Annotated in this window: 14 protein-coding genes; 11 read left to right on the top strand and 3 right to left on the bottom strand. The window is 61.0% G+C overall.

Translation table 11 applies throughout. The annotated features are described in order from the left end of the window. Positions 1-9: 9 nt before the first annotated feature. Genes AACW30_RS10560 through argE form a run of 5 tightly spaced genes read left to right on the top strand, consistent with a single transcriptional unit; the run spans position 10 to position 4358 of the window. On the top strand, positions 10-882 hold the full coding sequence (locus AACW30_RS10560) for a phytanoyl-CoA dioxygenase family protein (protein ID WP_106576617.1): 873 nt from the start codon (positions 10-12) through the stop codon (positions 880-882). A gap of 28 nt (positions 883-910) precedes the next feature. Further along, positions 911-1741, top strand: a complete 831-nt coding sequence (locus tag AACW30_RS10555; RefSeq protein ID WP_119742508.1) for an ABC transporter substrate-binding protein — start codon at positions 911-913, stop codon at positions 1739-1741. Positions 1742-1791: 50 nt separating this feature from the next. Beyond that, positions 1792-2523, top strand: coding sequence for a class II aldolase and adducin N-terminal domain-containing protein (locus tag AACW30_RS10550; RefSeq protein ID WP_200624969.1), 732 nt, complete (start codon positions 1792-1794; stop codon positions 2521-2523). A 9-nt stretch (positions 2524-2532) separates the two neighbouring features. Then, positions 2533-3210 (top strand): DUF1028 domain-containing protein, encoded by a 678-nt coding sequence (locus AACW30_RS10545; protein WP_200624968.1) that lies wholly within the window; start codon positions 2533-2535, stop codon positions 3208-3210. Then, positions 3207-4358 (top strand): acetylornithine deacetylase, encoded by a 1152-nt coding sequence (gene argE, locus AACW30_RS10540; RefSeq protein WP_200624967.1) that lies wholly within the window; start codon positions 3207-3209, stop codon positions 4356-4358. The genes AACW30_RS10545 and argE overlap by 4 nt, the downstream gene beginning before the upstream one ends. Positions 4359-4496: 138 nt before the next feature. Here the strand turns inward: argE and AACW30_RS10535 are convergent, their stop codons facing one another. Further along, complete coding sequence (locus AACW30_RS10535; protein WP_200624966.1) at positions 4497-5735, bottom strand: acyl-CoA dehydrogenase family protein; 1239 nt, start codon at positions 5733-5735, stop codon at positions 4497-4499. 273 nt (positions 5736-6008) lie between these two features. Between AACW30_RS10535 and AACW30_RS10530 the strand changes: the two genes are divergently transcribed. The 3 genes from AACW30_RS10530 to AACW30_RS10520 all read left to right on the top strand — a co-directional run bounded on the left by AACW30_RS10530 (position 6009) and on the right by AACW30_RS10520 (position 7755). Next, positions 6009-6932, top strand: coding sequence for an ABC transporter substrate-binding protein (locus AACW30_RS10530; protein ID WP_106576623.1), 924 nt, complete (start codon positions 6009-6011; stop codon positions 6930-6932). A gap of 138 nt (positions 6933-7070) precedes the next feature. Beyond that, positions 7071-7370 carry a type II toxin-antitoxin system RelE/ParE family toxin gene (locus AACW30_RS10525; RefSeq protein WP_106576624.1) on the top strand — a complete coding sequence of 100 codons (300 nt, stop codon included), beginning with the start codon at positions 7071-7073 and terminating at the stop codon, positions 7368-7370. A 4-nt stretch (positions 7371-7374) separates the two neighbouring features. Next, entirely contained in the window at positions 7375-7755 is a 381-nt protein-coding gene (locus AACW30_RS10520; protein WP_106576718.1) for an addiction module antidote protein, read from the top strand. A 96-nt stretch (positions 7756-7851) separates the two neighbouring features. Here the strand turns inward: AACW30_RS10520 and gudD are convergent, their stop codons facing one another. Together gudD and AACW30_RS10510 are read right to left on the bottom strand one after the other, a co-directional pair. Continuing rightward, positions 7852-9177, bottom strand: a complete 1326-nt coding sequence (gudD, locus tag AACW30_RS10515; RefSeq protein WP_106576625.1) for a glucarate dehydratase — start codon at positions 9175-9177, stop codon at positions 7852-7854. A 19-nt stretch (positions 9178-9196) separates the two neighbouring features. Next, positions 9197-10558: an MFS transporter gene (locus tag AACW30_RS10510; RefSeq protein ID WP_200624965.1), complete on the bottom strand. Its 1362-nt coding sequence runs from the start codon at positions 10556-10558 to the stop codon at positions 9197-9199. A gap of 349 nt (positions 10559-10907) precedes the next feature. Here AACW30_RS10510 and AACW30_RS10505 point away from each other — a divergent pair, with 349 nt between their 5' ends. The 3 genes from AACW30_RS10505 (at position 10908) to AACW30_RS10495 (ending at position 13663) form a co-directional block, all read left to right on the top strand. Next, positions 10908-11618, top strand: coding sequence for a FadR/GntR family transcriptional regulator (locus AACW30_RS10505; protein WP_106576627.1), 711 nt, complete (start codon positions 10908-10910; stop codon positions 11616-11618). Positions 11619-11642: 24 nt separating this feature from the next. Beyond that, a complete protein-coding gene (locus tag AACW30_RS10500) occupies positions 11643-12338 on the top strand; it encodes a tRNA (adenine(22)-N(1))-methyltransferase (protein ID WP_106576628.1) in 696 nt (231 codons plus the stop codon). 101 nt (positions 12339-12439) lie between these two features. Beyond that, positions 12440-13663, top strand: a complete 1224-nt coding sequence (locus tag AACW30_RS10495) for a DUF1444 family protein (protein WP_200624964.1) — start codon at positions 12440-12442, stop codon at positions 13661-13663. Positions 13664-13847 lie beyond the last annotated feature (184 nt).

Below are 13847 nucleotides of genomic sequence, written 5' to 3'. Positions count from 1 at the left end.
TCACTAAAAATGATCGAGCAAGCTCAAATCGAACAATTCCAGCGCGACGGCTTCCTGGTGGTGGAGGGCGTGTTGTCGCTGGACGAAGTGGCGGCGTTGCAACATGACTTCGACCAGTGGGTGGAGGAGAGCCGCAGCCACGACCAGGGCTGGGGTGCCACCGTGGATGGCCGCGCGCGTTTCGACCTGGAAGGCGACCACCGCGCCGATCACCCGTCGTTGCGGCGGGTGAGTTCGCCCACCGAGATTTCCCCGGCGTATGAGCGCGTGGCGCTGCACTCGCGGATGGCGGCGATTTCCGCGCAGTTGGTGGGCGCTGGCGGCGCGCGTTTTCATCACAGCAAGATCAACTCCAAACTGCCGCACACCGCGACGCAGGTGAAGTGGCACCAGGACTTTCTGTTCACGCCGCACAGCAACGACGACATCGTCACTGCCTTGCTGATGGTCAGCGAAGTGACCCCGCAAAACGGCCCACTGAATGTGATCCCCGGCAGCCACAAAGGCCCGTTGTGGTCGCACTGGCAGGACCAGCGTTTTACCGGTTCGGTGGACGATGCCGTGGTTCAAGAACATTGCCGGCAACCGGTCGCCTGCTACGGCCCGGCCGGCTCCGTGTGCTTTATGCACACGCGCCTTTTACATGCTTCCAGCCCTAACGAGACCGAACTGCCGCGCACCCTGTTCATCAGCGTCTACGCCGCTGAAGACGCGCTGCCATTCGGCGAAAACCCGCTGCCCAGTGCACACGCCGGCCTGCTGGTGGCCGGTGAAGAAAGTGGCTTGGTGCGTTCCACCGACAACCACCTGCGCTTGCCGCAGAAACCCCGTGGCGCCTCGTTCTTTGTGCAACAGGCCGGCCAAGACTCCGCGACTGCCTAACCCCCTAAAACCCTTGCAGGTAATGACCATGACAGCGTCTCAAAAAAGTCTTCGCCCTCTTGCCGTGTGCCTGTTGGGCGCCGCGGTTGCACTGACCTCGTTGGCGGCTTCGGCGTTCCAGCAGGAAGGCAAGATCATCGCCGGTTCCGACGTGACCTTCTTCCCGTACGAGTACATGGATAACAACACGCCGGCAGGCTTTGATATCGAATTCATGGACGGCCTGGGCAAGGTCATGGGGCGCAAGGTCGAAACCCTCGACACGCGCTTTCCCAACCTGATCACCGGCCTGCAGGCCGGGCGGTTCGATGTGACCAACTCGTCGATGTACATCACGGCGGAGCGGGTCAAAGTCATCGACATGATCCCTTACCTGAAAAGCGGCGAGTCGATCCTGACCCTCAAGGACAGTGCGTTCCAACCCAAGAAACCGGAAGAGTTCTGCGGCCACAAGATCGGCTCCATGGGCGCCACGTCCTGGCTGGCACAGATGCACAAACTGTCGGATGAGTACTGCGTGGCCAAGGGCTTGAAACCGATTGCGATCAGTGAATACAGCACCGACCCGCAAACCACTCAGGCCTTGCTGGCCCACGCCGTTGAAGCGCAGATCACCGATGCCGCCGTGGCGCGGGGTGTGGTCGACAAGCTCGGCAGCCGCGTGGTGATTTCGTCCGACTCGCTGATCTACCCGGTACTCAACGGCTTCGGCGTGAAAAAGGGCAACGACGAGGTGAAAAAAGCCCTGCTCGACGGGTTGGACAAGTACCGCGCGACCCCGGAATACGCGGCCTTGCTCAAGAAGTACAACTTTGAAGCGCCGACCGATGCCGACATCGCCGCGCTGATGCCCAAGTAAGCCTATTGCGCGACCGCAGCCCTGCGGTCGCGCCTTGCGGAGACAGATTCATGGCGTTATCCCTTGAAGAACAGGCGCGCATCGACCTGGCGGCAACCTTTCGCATCATTGCCCACTTGGGCATGCACGAGGCGGTAGCCAACCATTTCAGCGCGGCGGTATCGGCCGACGGCAAACAGTTTTTGCTTAACCCGAAGTGGAAGCATTTTTCGCGCATTCGCGCCAGCGACCTGTTGCTGTTGAACGCCGACGACCCGGCCTGCGCCGACCACCCGCATGTGGACGCCACCGCCTGGTCGATCCACGGGCAGATCCACCGACTGCTGCCGCAAACCCGCGCCGTGCTGCACCTGCACCCGGTCTACACCACGGCGGTAGCGTGCCTGGCCAAACCGTACATTCCGGCGATTGACCAGAACACCGCGCGCTATTTCAACCGCGTGGCCGTGGACGAACTGTACGGCGGCATGGCTGACACCGAAGCCGAAGGCGCGCGCCTGGCCGCGCTGCTCGACGGCAAGAGTCGCCTGCTGATGGGCAACCATGGCGTGATGGTCACGGCGGCGTCCATTGGTGAGGCCTTTGACGATATCTGGACCCTGGAGCGTGCCTGCCAGATCCTGGTGACGGCGTGGTCCACCGGGCAGCCGCTGCGGGTGTTGTCGGATGACGTGGCGGAGAAAACCGCACGCGGCTGGGAAGGTATCGCGGACTTTTCGCGGCAGCACTTTGAAGAAATGAAGCAGTTGATGATCGACGCCGACCCTTCGGTGCTCGACTGAGGGCTTTTTATGACGTTTTCCGTTGTCGCTCGCTGCGCCGAGACCGGCCAGCTGGGCATTGCAATCAGCTCTTCAAGCATTGCCGTCGGTGCGCGCTGCCCATGGCTGCGACCCGGTGTGGGCGCGGTGGCGTCGCAGAACATCACCTTGCCGAGTTTGGGGCCGCACATCCTGGACAGCTTAGGGCACGGCTTGGCGCCGAATGAGGCGCTGGAAACGGTGCTGGCCGGCCAGGATCACAGCCAGTATCGCCAGGTGACGGTGATCGATAACCAAGGCCGCACGGCGCATTTCAGCGGCGCGCAGACCCTTGGCATTCATGCGGCGTTGAGTGGTGAGCAATGCGTGGCGGCGGGGAATATGCTCGCCCATCCCGGCGTGATCGCGGCCATGGTGCGGGCGTTCGAAAATGCCTCCGGGCACCTGGCCGACCGATTGCTTACCGCGATGCAGGCGGGCCAGGCTAAAGGCGGTGAAGCCGGCCCGGTGCATTCGGCCGCCCTCGTGGTGGTCGATGACCTGCTGTGGCCCATCGTCAATTTGCGCGTGGACTGGGCCGATGACGACCCGATCGGCGCTCTCGACCAATTGTGGCAGGCCTATCGCAGCCAACTGCAGGACTACATTGACCGCGCCATCAACCCTCAGCATGCACCGGGCTATGCGGTACCGGGAGATGACCGATGAGCAACAGCCGCGACCTGCTGGCGCAACTGGTGCGTTTTGACACCACCAGCCGTGAATCCAACCTGGCCTTGATCGACTTTGTGCGCACGTATTTGCAAGGCCACGGCGTGGTCTGCGAGTTGGTGTTCAACGCGCAAAAAAGCAAGGCCAACCTGCTGGCAACCCTTGGCCCGGCCGGCGTGCCGGGGATTGTGTTGTCCGGGCACACCGATGTGGTGCCGGTGGACGGTCAGCGCTGGACGGTGGCGCCGTTTGACCTGACAGAAAAAGACGGCAAGTTGTACGGGCGTGGCACGGCGGACATGAAGGGCTACATCGCCTGTGTGTTGGCCTGTGTGCCGGCACTGGTGCAGGCGCCGCTGCGCATGCCGGTGCATATCGCGCTGTCCTATGACGAAGAGGTCGGCTGCCTGGGTGTGCGCTCGTTGATCGAAAGGTTTCACGCGCAACCGGTCAAGCCGCTGCTGTGCGTGATTGGCGAGCCCACCGAGCTCAAGCCGGTGCTGGGCCACAAGGGCAAGCTGGGCATGCGCTGCCAGATCCATGGTGCGGCGTGCCATTCGGCCTATGCGCCGTCGGGCGTAAACGCTATCGAATACGCTGCGCGGTTGATCAGTGAGCTGGTGCGGCTCGGTGAAACGCTCAAGGCTGAGCAGCACCTTGATGCGCGATTTGACCCGCCATTTTCCACCGTACAAACCGGCGTGATAAGCGGCGGGAAGGCCTTGAACATCGTGCCGCAGGATTGCAGTTTTGACTTTGAAGTTCGCGCGTTGCCGAACCAGAACCCCTGGCAGGTTGCGGACCAGTTACGCGGCTACGCCGAACACACGCTGCTGCCGGCAATGCAGGCAGTGAGCGCGCAGTGTGCGATCAGCTTCAGCGAGTTATCCAGCTACCCGGGCCTGGCGACGTCGCTTCAGAGCCAGGCGGCTGAGTGGATTGCGCAATTTTGCGGCTCACGCGACTACGGCACTGTGGCTTTTGGGACTGAGGGCGGGCTGTTTGACCAGGCAGGGATTCCCACCGTGGTCTGCGGGCCGGGGAGCATGGAGCAGGGCCACAAGCCCGACGAGTTCATCAGCCTGGAACAATTGGCGGCGTGTGACCGGATGTTAGAGCGGGTGGTGGCGTTTGTGAGCCAGTAAGGCCACCCCTATCCAATGTGGGAGCGGGCTTGCCCGCGATGCAGGCGCCCCGGTCTTGCAGTTAAACCGAGGTGATGCCTTCGCAGGCAAGCCAGCTCCCACACAAGCCAGCTCCCACATTTGCTCTGTGTTGTTTGCTCAGGCGTTGGCCACACCTACCCGCCACTGCGCCGGCGGCAGCGCACCGTTCACCAGGTAGTTGCCCACAATGCGCGATTTGTAGACCCGCGGATTATGATTTGCCAACGTGCGCGCATTGCGCCACAGCCGGTCCAGCGCTTTGTTGCTGGCCGTGGCACTGGCGCCCAGCGCGTCAAACAGTGCGGTGGTCGCCGCGAGTGTCGCGTCCACCACCGGGTTGACGGCCAGGCACACTTCCAGCTCCGCCAATGCCACGTGCGGGTCATCGTCGTGCAGCGCCTGCTTGTGGGCGATCACAGACTGCGCCGTCTGCTCCAGGCGCTGCGCCGCTTGCTGGGTGATGGCGTGCGCGGCGTAGGCCTGGCTGGCAACTTCGCCGATGACTTGCAGCAACTGCACGTCTTGCGCTGCGGTGTCGGCGTTGCCGGTGGTGAAGGTTCTGGCGCGCTGGCTGAGTTCTTGTGCACCGCTCAGCGCCGCGCGGCGAGCAATGCCGGCGAGGGTGCTGAGGTGGTAGATCTGGTAGAACGACTGGCCGTAGCCGAAGCGTTGGTGGGTAGGGCGCAGGTCGTCCTCCACCGGGGCATTGTCGAAGATACAGGTGCCGCTGGCGGTGAGGCGTTGGCCGAAGCCATTCCAGTCATCGACAATGTGCACGCCAGGAGCCTTGAGGTCGACGACGACCGAATACACCGTGCCATCCTCACCCGTGGCGACGGTGTTGATCAGGTCGCTGTAGAGCGCGCCGGTGGTGTAGAACTTTTTGCCGCTGATGCGCAGGGTGCCGTCGGCATCGCGGTGCAGACGGGTTTCGAAGTCGCCGCGGGTCTGGTTGCCCACCTCGGTGCTGCCCGGAGAGAGCAGCGCGCCCTGGCCGAGCCGGTCCAGCCATTTGGCGCGCCAGTCGAGGTCTTTGGCACAGAGGACGTCCTCGCAAAAACCAAAATGCCCGCGCAGGGCCTGGGTGATGTTGGAGTCGGCGGCGGACAGTTCGGTGAGCAGCGCAAGCAGTTCGGCAAAGGTCGCGCCCTGGCCACCGTGGCTCACAGGCAAGCGCCAGCGGGGCAGTCCCAGTTCGTTGAGCTGGCGGATAACAATCGCCAGGCTGGCGCGTGTCTGATCTGCCTCTGCGGCTTGCGCAAGGATCTGCGCAAAGAGCGGGCGAAAGGGAGCCGCCAGTTGTTCGTAACGGGAGGAGGGCGCAGCGCCCCAGATATTCAACGCGCAAATCGACATGCAATGGACCTTGCAGAAAGTGGCTCAGGTGCTGGGGTCCAGTGGTCTGGTGCCGCCACCCTAACCCACAGTTCGCAAAGTTTTTAATACGAAAAATAGCTATGGAGCTGCGCGGCGGTTCTATCGATAGTGCGCAACAGTATTAAACCCCGTGCTTTTATTGCGTTAGCTTCTACGGGCGCCGTTCTTGGCGACCTTCTAAACCCTTTTCTCATCACCAGACTGCACGCCCACAGATGGTTGAGTCAGCCCTCACGTGTGTGGAGTGCATTCATGATCAATCGTCGACACTTGCTTGCCCTGCTCGGCCTGGCCGCGCTTACGCTGCACGGTCCTTCGGTCGAGGCGGCAGAGCCGCTGACGCTCACCGTGGGCGATCAGTTTTTCTCCAACCGCATTGTTCTGGAGCTGTCAGGCGAGTTGAAGGACTTGCCCTACAAAATCGACTTCAAGCGCTTTAATACTGGCTCCCCAGTGGCTTCGGCGGTTGCCAGCGGCGCGCTGGACGTGGGGATTGTCGGCGACACGCCGGTGATCAGCCTGGCCGCCAACGGCGCGCCGGTGAAAGTGGTCGCCAGCACCCAGACCAGCCTTGACGGCGTCGGCATCGTGGCGCGCAAAGGCATCCAGTCGGTGGCCGATCTGAAAGGCAAAACCATCGCGATCTGGAACGGTTCGTGGAGCCAGCAACTGGCCTACAAAGCCCTCGACGAAGCCGGCGTGCCGCGCAACAGCGTGACCTTCAAATACCTGCTGCCGGCCGAGGCCAGCCTGGCGCTGACCCAGGGCGACATCGATGCGTTCGGCACCTGGGAACCCTACGTGTCGCTGCAGGAGAAAGAGGGCAGCCGCCTGATCCGCAACGCCAAGGGCTTGATGAGTGCGCCGACCTACATCGTCGCGTATGAGCCGGCGCTGGCGCAGAAAGGCGCGATCATCAAAGACTTTGTCGCGCGCCTTACCCGCGCACGGGTGTGGAGCAACAGCCATATCGATGAGTACGCCGAGGCGTGGTCGAAGGCCAACCAGTCGGCGCCGGAGATTGCCAAAGTGTGGTTCAAGCGTGATGCGATCAAGGTACTGCCGATCTCGCCGACGATTGTCAGCGAAGCCCAGGCCACGGCGGATTTCCTGGTGGATGCGCAGATGCTGAAGCAGCGGTATGACGTGACGCCACTGTTTGATCGGGCGCTTTAAACGTAAAGGAAATAAGCGCTAATAGTATCGACAAGCTGATTATGCCTGGGCTGGGCTAGGTTTTTTATTCCGGTGCGCATCGGGACAAAAAATTAACTAGCATCAGCGAGGAGTAGCCAGTAGGCTACATGTGAATCTGTGACCAACTTGATCGGCAGGACGCCGCAGTTCGATACATGGCTCGACGGCATGAAGGATGTCTGGGGAAGAACGGCTGTTCTGACGCGCCTGGACCGCGCCGAAGAACACAATTTTGGCGATTGCGAGCCAGTCGGTGAAGGCCTGAGCGAAATGCGTGTTTTCGTCGGGCCGGGCTACAGAATTTACTTTGTACGGACGGGCATTACCGCTTACCTGATGTTATGGGGCAGCGATAAAACCGACCAGAAGCGGGGAATCACACGGGCAAAAGAGATCCTCGATGCCCTTAGAGGTTAATGAAATGAGCGAATCGAAATTCAAACCCGAGGACATGCCGATCCTCGATCTTGATACGTCCGGCACCCGTGTTTATGAGGCTTCGCGCTTTCTCGACAGCCCGGAAGTTATCAGTGCCTATCTTGCGCAAAGCATGAAGGCGCAAGATCCGCAAATATTCATGAAGGCGCTTGCCGAGGTTGCCAAAGCCCAAGGCGTAAACAAGGTGGCTGAGGCGGCAGGGGTCAACCGGGAGAGTCTGTACAAAACCCTCAAAGGCGGCTCAAAGACTCGCTATGAGACGATTCAGAAGCTGATGCTGGCGTTAGGCGTTGAGCTCACTGTGCAACCGATTGCTGTCAATCAGGCGACAAGGGCTAAGCCGGTGGCAGCCGGTAAGCCCTGATATCGAATCACGACGATCAAATGTGGGAGCGGTCGAGCTTTCGTAGCCTCGCTGAAGCTCGACAGCTCCCACCTCGATCGCCGTTGTCCTTAAGTCTTAGCGCACCAGGCAAGGCTGCTTGTTATTAAAGCGCCAGCCCGGAATCAAGAACTGCATCGCCACACTGTCATCCCGCGCTCCAAGGCCCATGCCTTTGTACAGCTCATGGGCCTTGGCCACTGCATCCATGTCGATCTCCACGCCCAGGCCAGGCTGGGTGGGCACTTTTACGTAGCCGCCTTCGATTTTCAGTGGCGCCTTGGTCAGGTGCTGGCCGTCCTGCCAGATCCAGTGGGTGTCGATGGCGGTGATGTCTCCCGGTGCGGCGGCGGCCACCTGGGTAAACATCGCCAGGGAAATATCGAAGTGGTTGTTGGAATGCGAACCCCAGGTCAGGCCCCATTCATTGCACATCTGCGCCACACGCACCGAGCCTTGCATCGTCCAGAAGTGTGGGTCGGCCAGCGGAATGTCGACCGATTGCAGCTGGATCGCGTGGCCCATTTCGCGCCAGTCGGTGGCGATCATGTTGGTCGCGGTTTTCAGCCCGGTGGCACGGCGGAATTCAGCCATGACTTCGCGACCCGAGTAGCCATTTTCTGCACCGCAGGGGTCCTCGGCGTAGGCGAGCACGTGGTGTTGGTCGCGGCACAGGCGGATGGCTTCTTTGAGTGACCACGCGCCGTTGGGGTCAAGGGTGATGCGTGCATCTGGAAAGCGTTCGGCCAGGGCAGTGACGGCTTCGATTTCTTCATCGCCACTCAGCACGCCGCCTTTGAGCTTGAAGTCGTTGAAGCCGTATTTGGCCTTGGCGGCTTCGGCCAGGCGCACCACGGCCTCGGCGGTCATGGCTTGCTCATGACGCAGGCGCAACCAATCATCATCGGCGTCGGCCTCGTTGCGGTAGGCCAGAGAGGTGGCCGTGCGGTCGCCGACATAAAACAGGTAGCCGAGCATTTTTACCGCATCACGTTGCTGCCCTTCACCCAGCAGCGCCGCCACCGGTACTTCCAGAAACTGACCCAACAGGTCGAGCAGGGCAGCTTCCATGGCGGTGACGGCGTGAATGGTGATGCGCAGGTCAAAGGTCTGCAGGCCGCGACCGGCGGCGTCGCGAGCGGCAAAGGTGCTGCGCATCTGGTTAAGGACGCGTTGGTATTGGCCAATCGGCTGGCCGACCACCAGGCTGCGCGCATCTTCAAGGGTTTCACGGATGCGCTCGCCACCGGGCACCTCGCCCACGCCCGTGTTGCCGGCGCTGTCCTTGAGAATCACGATATTGCGGGTAAAAAATGGCCCGTGGGCGCCGCTCAGATTGAGCAGCATGCTGTCGTGGCCTGCCACCGGGATGACTTGCAAATGGGTGACTACAGGAGTGTTCATGGCAATGTCCTAATTAAGCTCAAAGAGGTTTGCTGATGGCGGCGCCCGTTGGCACAGCGCTGGCAGAGGTCAGTACGGCCGAGGGTGACGTCTTGGCAAAAAACACCAGGATCGCGGCAAGCACCGACGTGCCGGCCAGGCCGTAGAGGCCGCCCTGGATCGAGCCGGTGGTTTGTTCCAGGAAGCCAAACGTGGTCGGGGCCACGAAGCCGCCCAAGTTGCCGATGGAGTTGATCAACGCGATCACGGCCGCGGCGATGCGCACATCCAGATAACCCTGGGGAATGGGCCAGAACAGCGACGAGGCGGACTTGAATCCGATTGCCGCGAAGCAGATCGCCACGAAGGCGAAGATTGGCCCGCCGGTGGTGGACATGAACATGCCCGCAGCGGCAATCAACAGCGCGGCGGCGACCCAGGCTTGTTGGAACTTGAACTTGCCCGACAGCGAGGCGAAGGCGTACATGGCGATGATCGAGATCAGCCACGGGATCGAGTTGAAGAACCCGACCTGTATGTCGCTCAGGTCACCCATTTTCTTGATGATGCTCGGCAGCCAGAAGGTCGCCGCGTAGATCGTCAGCTGGATGCAGAAGTACAGGGCGCAGAACAGCAGGATCTGGCGGTCCTTGAGCAGTTTGCCAATGGTCGGTTTGACCGTGGTCAGTGCTTCTCGCTCACGTTGTTCCTGGTCGATGGCGCCGACCAGTGTGTCCTGCTCTTCGCGGGTCAGCCATTTGGCGTCGTGGGGTTTGGAGTCCAGCCAGAACCACACGAAGAACCCCAGCGCCACCGAGGCCAGGCCTTCAATGGCGAACATCCATTGCCAACCGTGAAAGCCCACACCTTCGATTTGCAACAGTGCGCCCGACAACGGGCCGGAAATCAGCGAGGCGACCGCCGAACCGCTGAGGAAGATTGCGATGGCTTTGCCGCGCTCCACACCCGGCAACCAACGAGTGAAGTAGTAGATCACCCCAGGGAAAAACCCGGCTTCGGCCACGCCCAGCAGAAAGCGCAGGATGTAGAACTGTGTTTCGTTCTGGATGAACGCCATCAGCGTGGCAACGATGCCCCAGGTGAACATGATGCGCGTCAGCCAGATCCGCGCACCGACCTTTTGCAGCAGCATGTTGGAGGGCACTTCAAACAGCGCATAGCCAATAAAGAACAACCCGGCGCCCAGGCCATAGGCGGCCGCGCCGATGCCCAGGTCATGCTCCATGTGCGTGCGCACGAAGCCGATATTGACCCGGTCGATGTAGTTGAGGATGAACATGATCACGAACAGTGGGAGCACATGGCCCTTCACTTTGCTCACGGCGCGCGTGAGTACTGAGTCGCTGGGTGAAGCGGCAGATGCATGGTTTGAATTGGTCACAATTCAAAACTCCCCTGATTTATTTTTATGCGGGTTTGCGTGTTTTGTTGATAGACATCATACAAGTGCCTTTCTTTTTTTCGCAATGCGCCGTGGGGTGTATTTGTTCTTATAAGCGAGAGAATTTAATAGGTGTTTTGGTTATTTGCTCAGCGTTTATTGGGTTTTTACGCCGTTTAGGGTATGTCGAGAAGGCGTGAGCGTCACCCGCCAAGCGACACCGACGCCCTTTGGGCTAAGGGCTAGCGAGTTTGGTTGTCATACAAGTTAGGCATTTTTTGAATCAACTCAGCGCTGCCGCCAAGCGGGGTGTTAAGCTCCGTCCAGCCCAACCCCGTGGACCCTAGCGATGCCCATTGAAAACGCAACCCTGGTCCGTAGACGTTCCAATAACCTGGCCCAGGGCGTGGTTGATGCGCTGACCCAGCGCATCCTGCTCGGCCAGCTCAAGCCCGGTGAAAAACTGCCGTCCGAATCCACCATCGTGCTTGAGCATGGGGTGAGTCGCACGGTGGTGCGCGAAGCGATTTCCAAGTTGCAGGCGTCAGGTCTGGTAGAAACTCGCCACGGCATCGGCACCTTTGTACTGGAGCAACCTGCGCAACAGGGCTTGCGCCTGCATGTGGACACCGTCGCCAGCGTGCGCAATATGCTCGAGCTGCGCCTGGGCCTGGAGGTGCAAGCGGTGGCGCTGGCCGCTGTGCGCAGAAGTGACGAGCAACTCGTGCGCATGCGCGAAGCGCTGGATGACTACCAGGCTTCGCTGGCGAACAACGACAGTTGCGTGGAGGAGGACAAGCGCTTTCACCAACTGATCGCCGAGGCCACCGGCAATACCTTCTTCACTGAAATCATGCTGCACCTGGGCAATGCGATGATCCCGCGCACGCAGGTCAAGGGCGCCGAGCGCGGCGGCGCCGATTTTGCCAAGCTCGGTCAGTTGGCAAACCTGGAGCACGAAGCGATCTTCAATGCCATCAAGCGCCAGGACCCGGACGCCGCGCGCGCGGCCATGGTGCTGCACCTGACCAACAGCCGGGATCGGTTTTCAGGTGTGTAATGTTGTGCTGATAAGGAACAACCGTTGAACGAACACACATTGTCCATGCGCCTGGAGCGCGTGGCGGCAAACGTGCCGGCGGGTGCGCGCCTGGCCGATATTGGCTCGGACCACGGCTACCTGCCGGTAGCCTTGATGCGTCGCGGCGCGATCGCAGCGGCGGTGGCGGGTGAGGTGGCGGCCACGCCCTTTCACGCGGCCGAACGCACGGTACGCGACAACGCTCTGGAGCAGCACATCAGCGTGCGGCTGGCTGATGGCTTGGCGGCCATTGAACCGGCGGACGCAATCACCGCGATCAGCCTGTGCGGCATGGGCGGCGAAACCATCCGCGACATCCTCGACAGCGGCAGGGCGCACCTGAGCGGTCAAGAACGGCTGATCCTGCAACCCAATGGCGGCGAACAACCCTTGCGCCAATGGCTGATGGACAACGGCTACCGGATCGTGCGCGAGGAGCTGTTGCAGGAAAACCGGTTTTACTACGAAATCATCGTCGCCGAACGCGCTGAGCCGCTGGTCTACACGGCGCAACAGCTGTACTTCGGCCCGCTGCAGATGCAGGCGCGCAGCCCGCAGTTCCTGGGCAAGTGGCAACGCATGTTGCGTCAGAAGCACAAGACCCTGGCCAGCTTCGAGCAGGCCCGGCAGGCGGTGCCCCAGCATAAGGTGCAGGAGATTGAACAGCAGGCGCGCTGGATCACCCAGCTGCTGGCTTGAACTGGCAACAGTGAACAGGGTCACACATCCCAGACCGGCGCTTTACCCGGTCTCTTGCGCCGCCCATGATGGACGGCTCGCACTCATGGAGGACGCTGCGTATGTTTGGCTCCCTGCTCGACAAACTTTTCAATCGCCCGCTGACTGAAGACGCGTTCGCCGAGAAAGTCATCAAGGCAGCTCGCGAAGCGGGTTTCAGCGAACCTCTTGAGTACGTGCCCAAAGAGTTCCGCCTCAAGCATGGCGACGGTAGCTACTTCAATTTGCATAACGCATTCAATGACTATCAGAACGCCGAAAAAGCGCACAAATCTGACGTATTGAAAGGGTATGTATCGACCCTGCTCGGCTACAAAAAGCCAGCCCCGCCAACCTTCGAAGGCGTCAGGCCGCTGTTGCGGCCGGTGATTCGTAACCTGGCGATGCTCGAAGAAGTGCGCCTTCATCACGTCCGCAGCAAGGGCTGGGATGCGCCGTACACCGCCGTCCACCAGGCGCTGGGCACCGACTGCGTGACCCTGCTGGCGGTGGACTACCCCGAGACCACCTCCACCCTGACCGAGGGGCCTGATCCACAGTGGGGCGTGAGCCTGGACGAGGCATTGGCGGTGGCGGTGAGCAATCTGCGTGAAGCGACCCAGGACGCGTTTGACGAAATCGTGCCCGGCCTCTACCTCGGCCGCTGGAATGACGGCTATGACACCAGCCGCGTGCTGCTGCCGGATGTGCTGCAGCGTGCGGCCATCAAGGGCCGCCCCGTGTTCATGATCCCGACCCGCGACATCCTGATGGTGACCGGTGACAAGGATGAAGCGGGCATTCGGCACATGGTCGAGGTCAGCTTCAAGGCCATGGAAAGCGGGCGCGCGGTGTCCAGCCAGGTCTACACCTATGACGATCAACGGATCGTGCCTTTCATCAGCCAGGATGAAGCGCTCACGGCGCGCATGGCGAGCCTCGAACACATGCTGCTGCAGGGCAACTACCACGCGCAGAAAGAGCAGCTCGACATCCTTCACGATGAGCAGAAGATCGACGTGTTTGTCGCGACCTACACGTTGTTCGAGTTAAAGGACAGTCACGGCAAGACCTTCTCGATCTGTAGCTGGACAGAAACCGTCGACACCTTGCTGCCCAAGACCGACCGCGTGGCGCTGGTGCAGATCCAGCCCGATGGCACCGCCCAGACCCAAGTGGTCGAATGGGCTGAGCTTGAGGCCAAGTTGGGCGACCTGCTGGCGCCGGCGAGCTTGTACCCGGCGCGCTATCGCACGCTGGGTTTTCCAACGCCTGCGCAATTGAGTCAGTTGACGCCGCTGGTTTAACGCCGGCTTGTCACGCGTCGCCCACCTGTGCAAGGATCGCCCATGACCGAATTTTCGCAAAGCAACCGCCATCACCCCCACGGACCTTGCCCAAGGTGCCGCGGTTGCTTGCGCTCACTGATTGACCAGAACCTCTGATCACTCGATGAACCACCACCCAAGGCGCCGATGGCGCCTTTTTTAT

This window comes from Pseudomonas sp. MF6747, assembly GCF_963890955.1.
Classification (GTDB): domain Bacteria; phylum Pseudomonadota; class Gammaproteobacteria; order Pseudomonadales; family Pseudomonadaceae; genus Aquipseudomonas.
This window is presented reverse-complemented; position numbering and strand designations above follow the sequence as displayed.

Excerpts from the sequence above, each read along its gene's own strand:
- AACW30_RS10530 (WP_106576623.1), top strand. The coding sequence starts at position 6,009 with ATGATCAATCGTCGACACTTGCTTGCCCTGCTCGGCCTGGCCGCGCTT.
- gudD (WP_106576625.1), bottom strand. The coding sequence starts at position 9,177 with ATGAACACTCCTGTAGTCACCCATTTGCAAGTCATCCCGGTGGCAGGC.
- AACW30_RS10560 (WP_106576617.1), top strand. The coding sequence starts at position 10 with ATGATCGAGCAAGCTCAAATCGAACAATTCCAGCGCGACGGCTTCCTG.
- AACW30_RS10550 (WP_200624969.1), top strand. The coding sequence starts at position 1,792 with ATGGCGTTATCCCTTGAAGAACAGGCGCGCATCGACCTGGCGGCAACC.
- argE (WP_200624967.1), top strand. The coding sequence starts at position 3,207 with ATGAGCAACAGCCGCGACCTGCTGGCGCAACTGGTGCGTTTTGACACC.
- AACW30_RS10495 (WP_200624964.1), top strand. The coding sequence starts at position 12,440 with ATGTTTGGCTCCCTGCTCGACAAACTTTTCAATCGCCCGCTGACTGAA.
- AACW30_RS10545 (WP_200624968.1), top strand. The coding sequence starts at position 2,533 with ATGACGTTTTCCGTTGTCGCTCGCTGCGCCGAGACCGGCCAGCTGGGC.
- AACW30_RS10520 (WP_106576718.1), top strand. The coding sequence starts at position 7,375 with ATGAGCGAATCGAAATTCAAACCCGAGGACATGCCGATCCTCGATCTT.
- AACW30_RS10555 (WP_119742508.1), top strand. The coding sequence starts at position 911 with ATGACAGCGTCTCAAAAAAGTCTTCGCCCTCTTGCCGTGTGCCTGTTG.
- AACW30_RS10505 (WP_106576627.1), top strand. The coding sequence starts at position 10,908 with ATGCCCATTGAAAACGCAACCCTGGTCCGTAGACGTTCCAATAACCTG.
- AACW30_RS10535 (WP_200624966.1), bottom strand. The coding sequence starts at position 5,735 with ATGTCGATTTGCGCGTTGAATATCTGGGGCGCTGCGCCCTCCTCCCGT.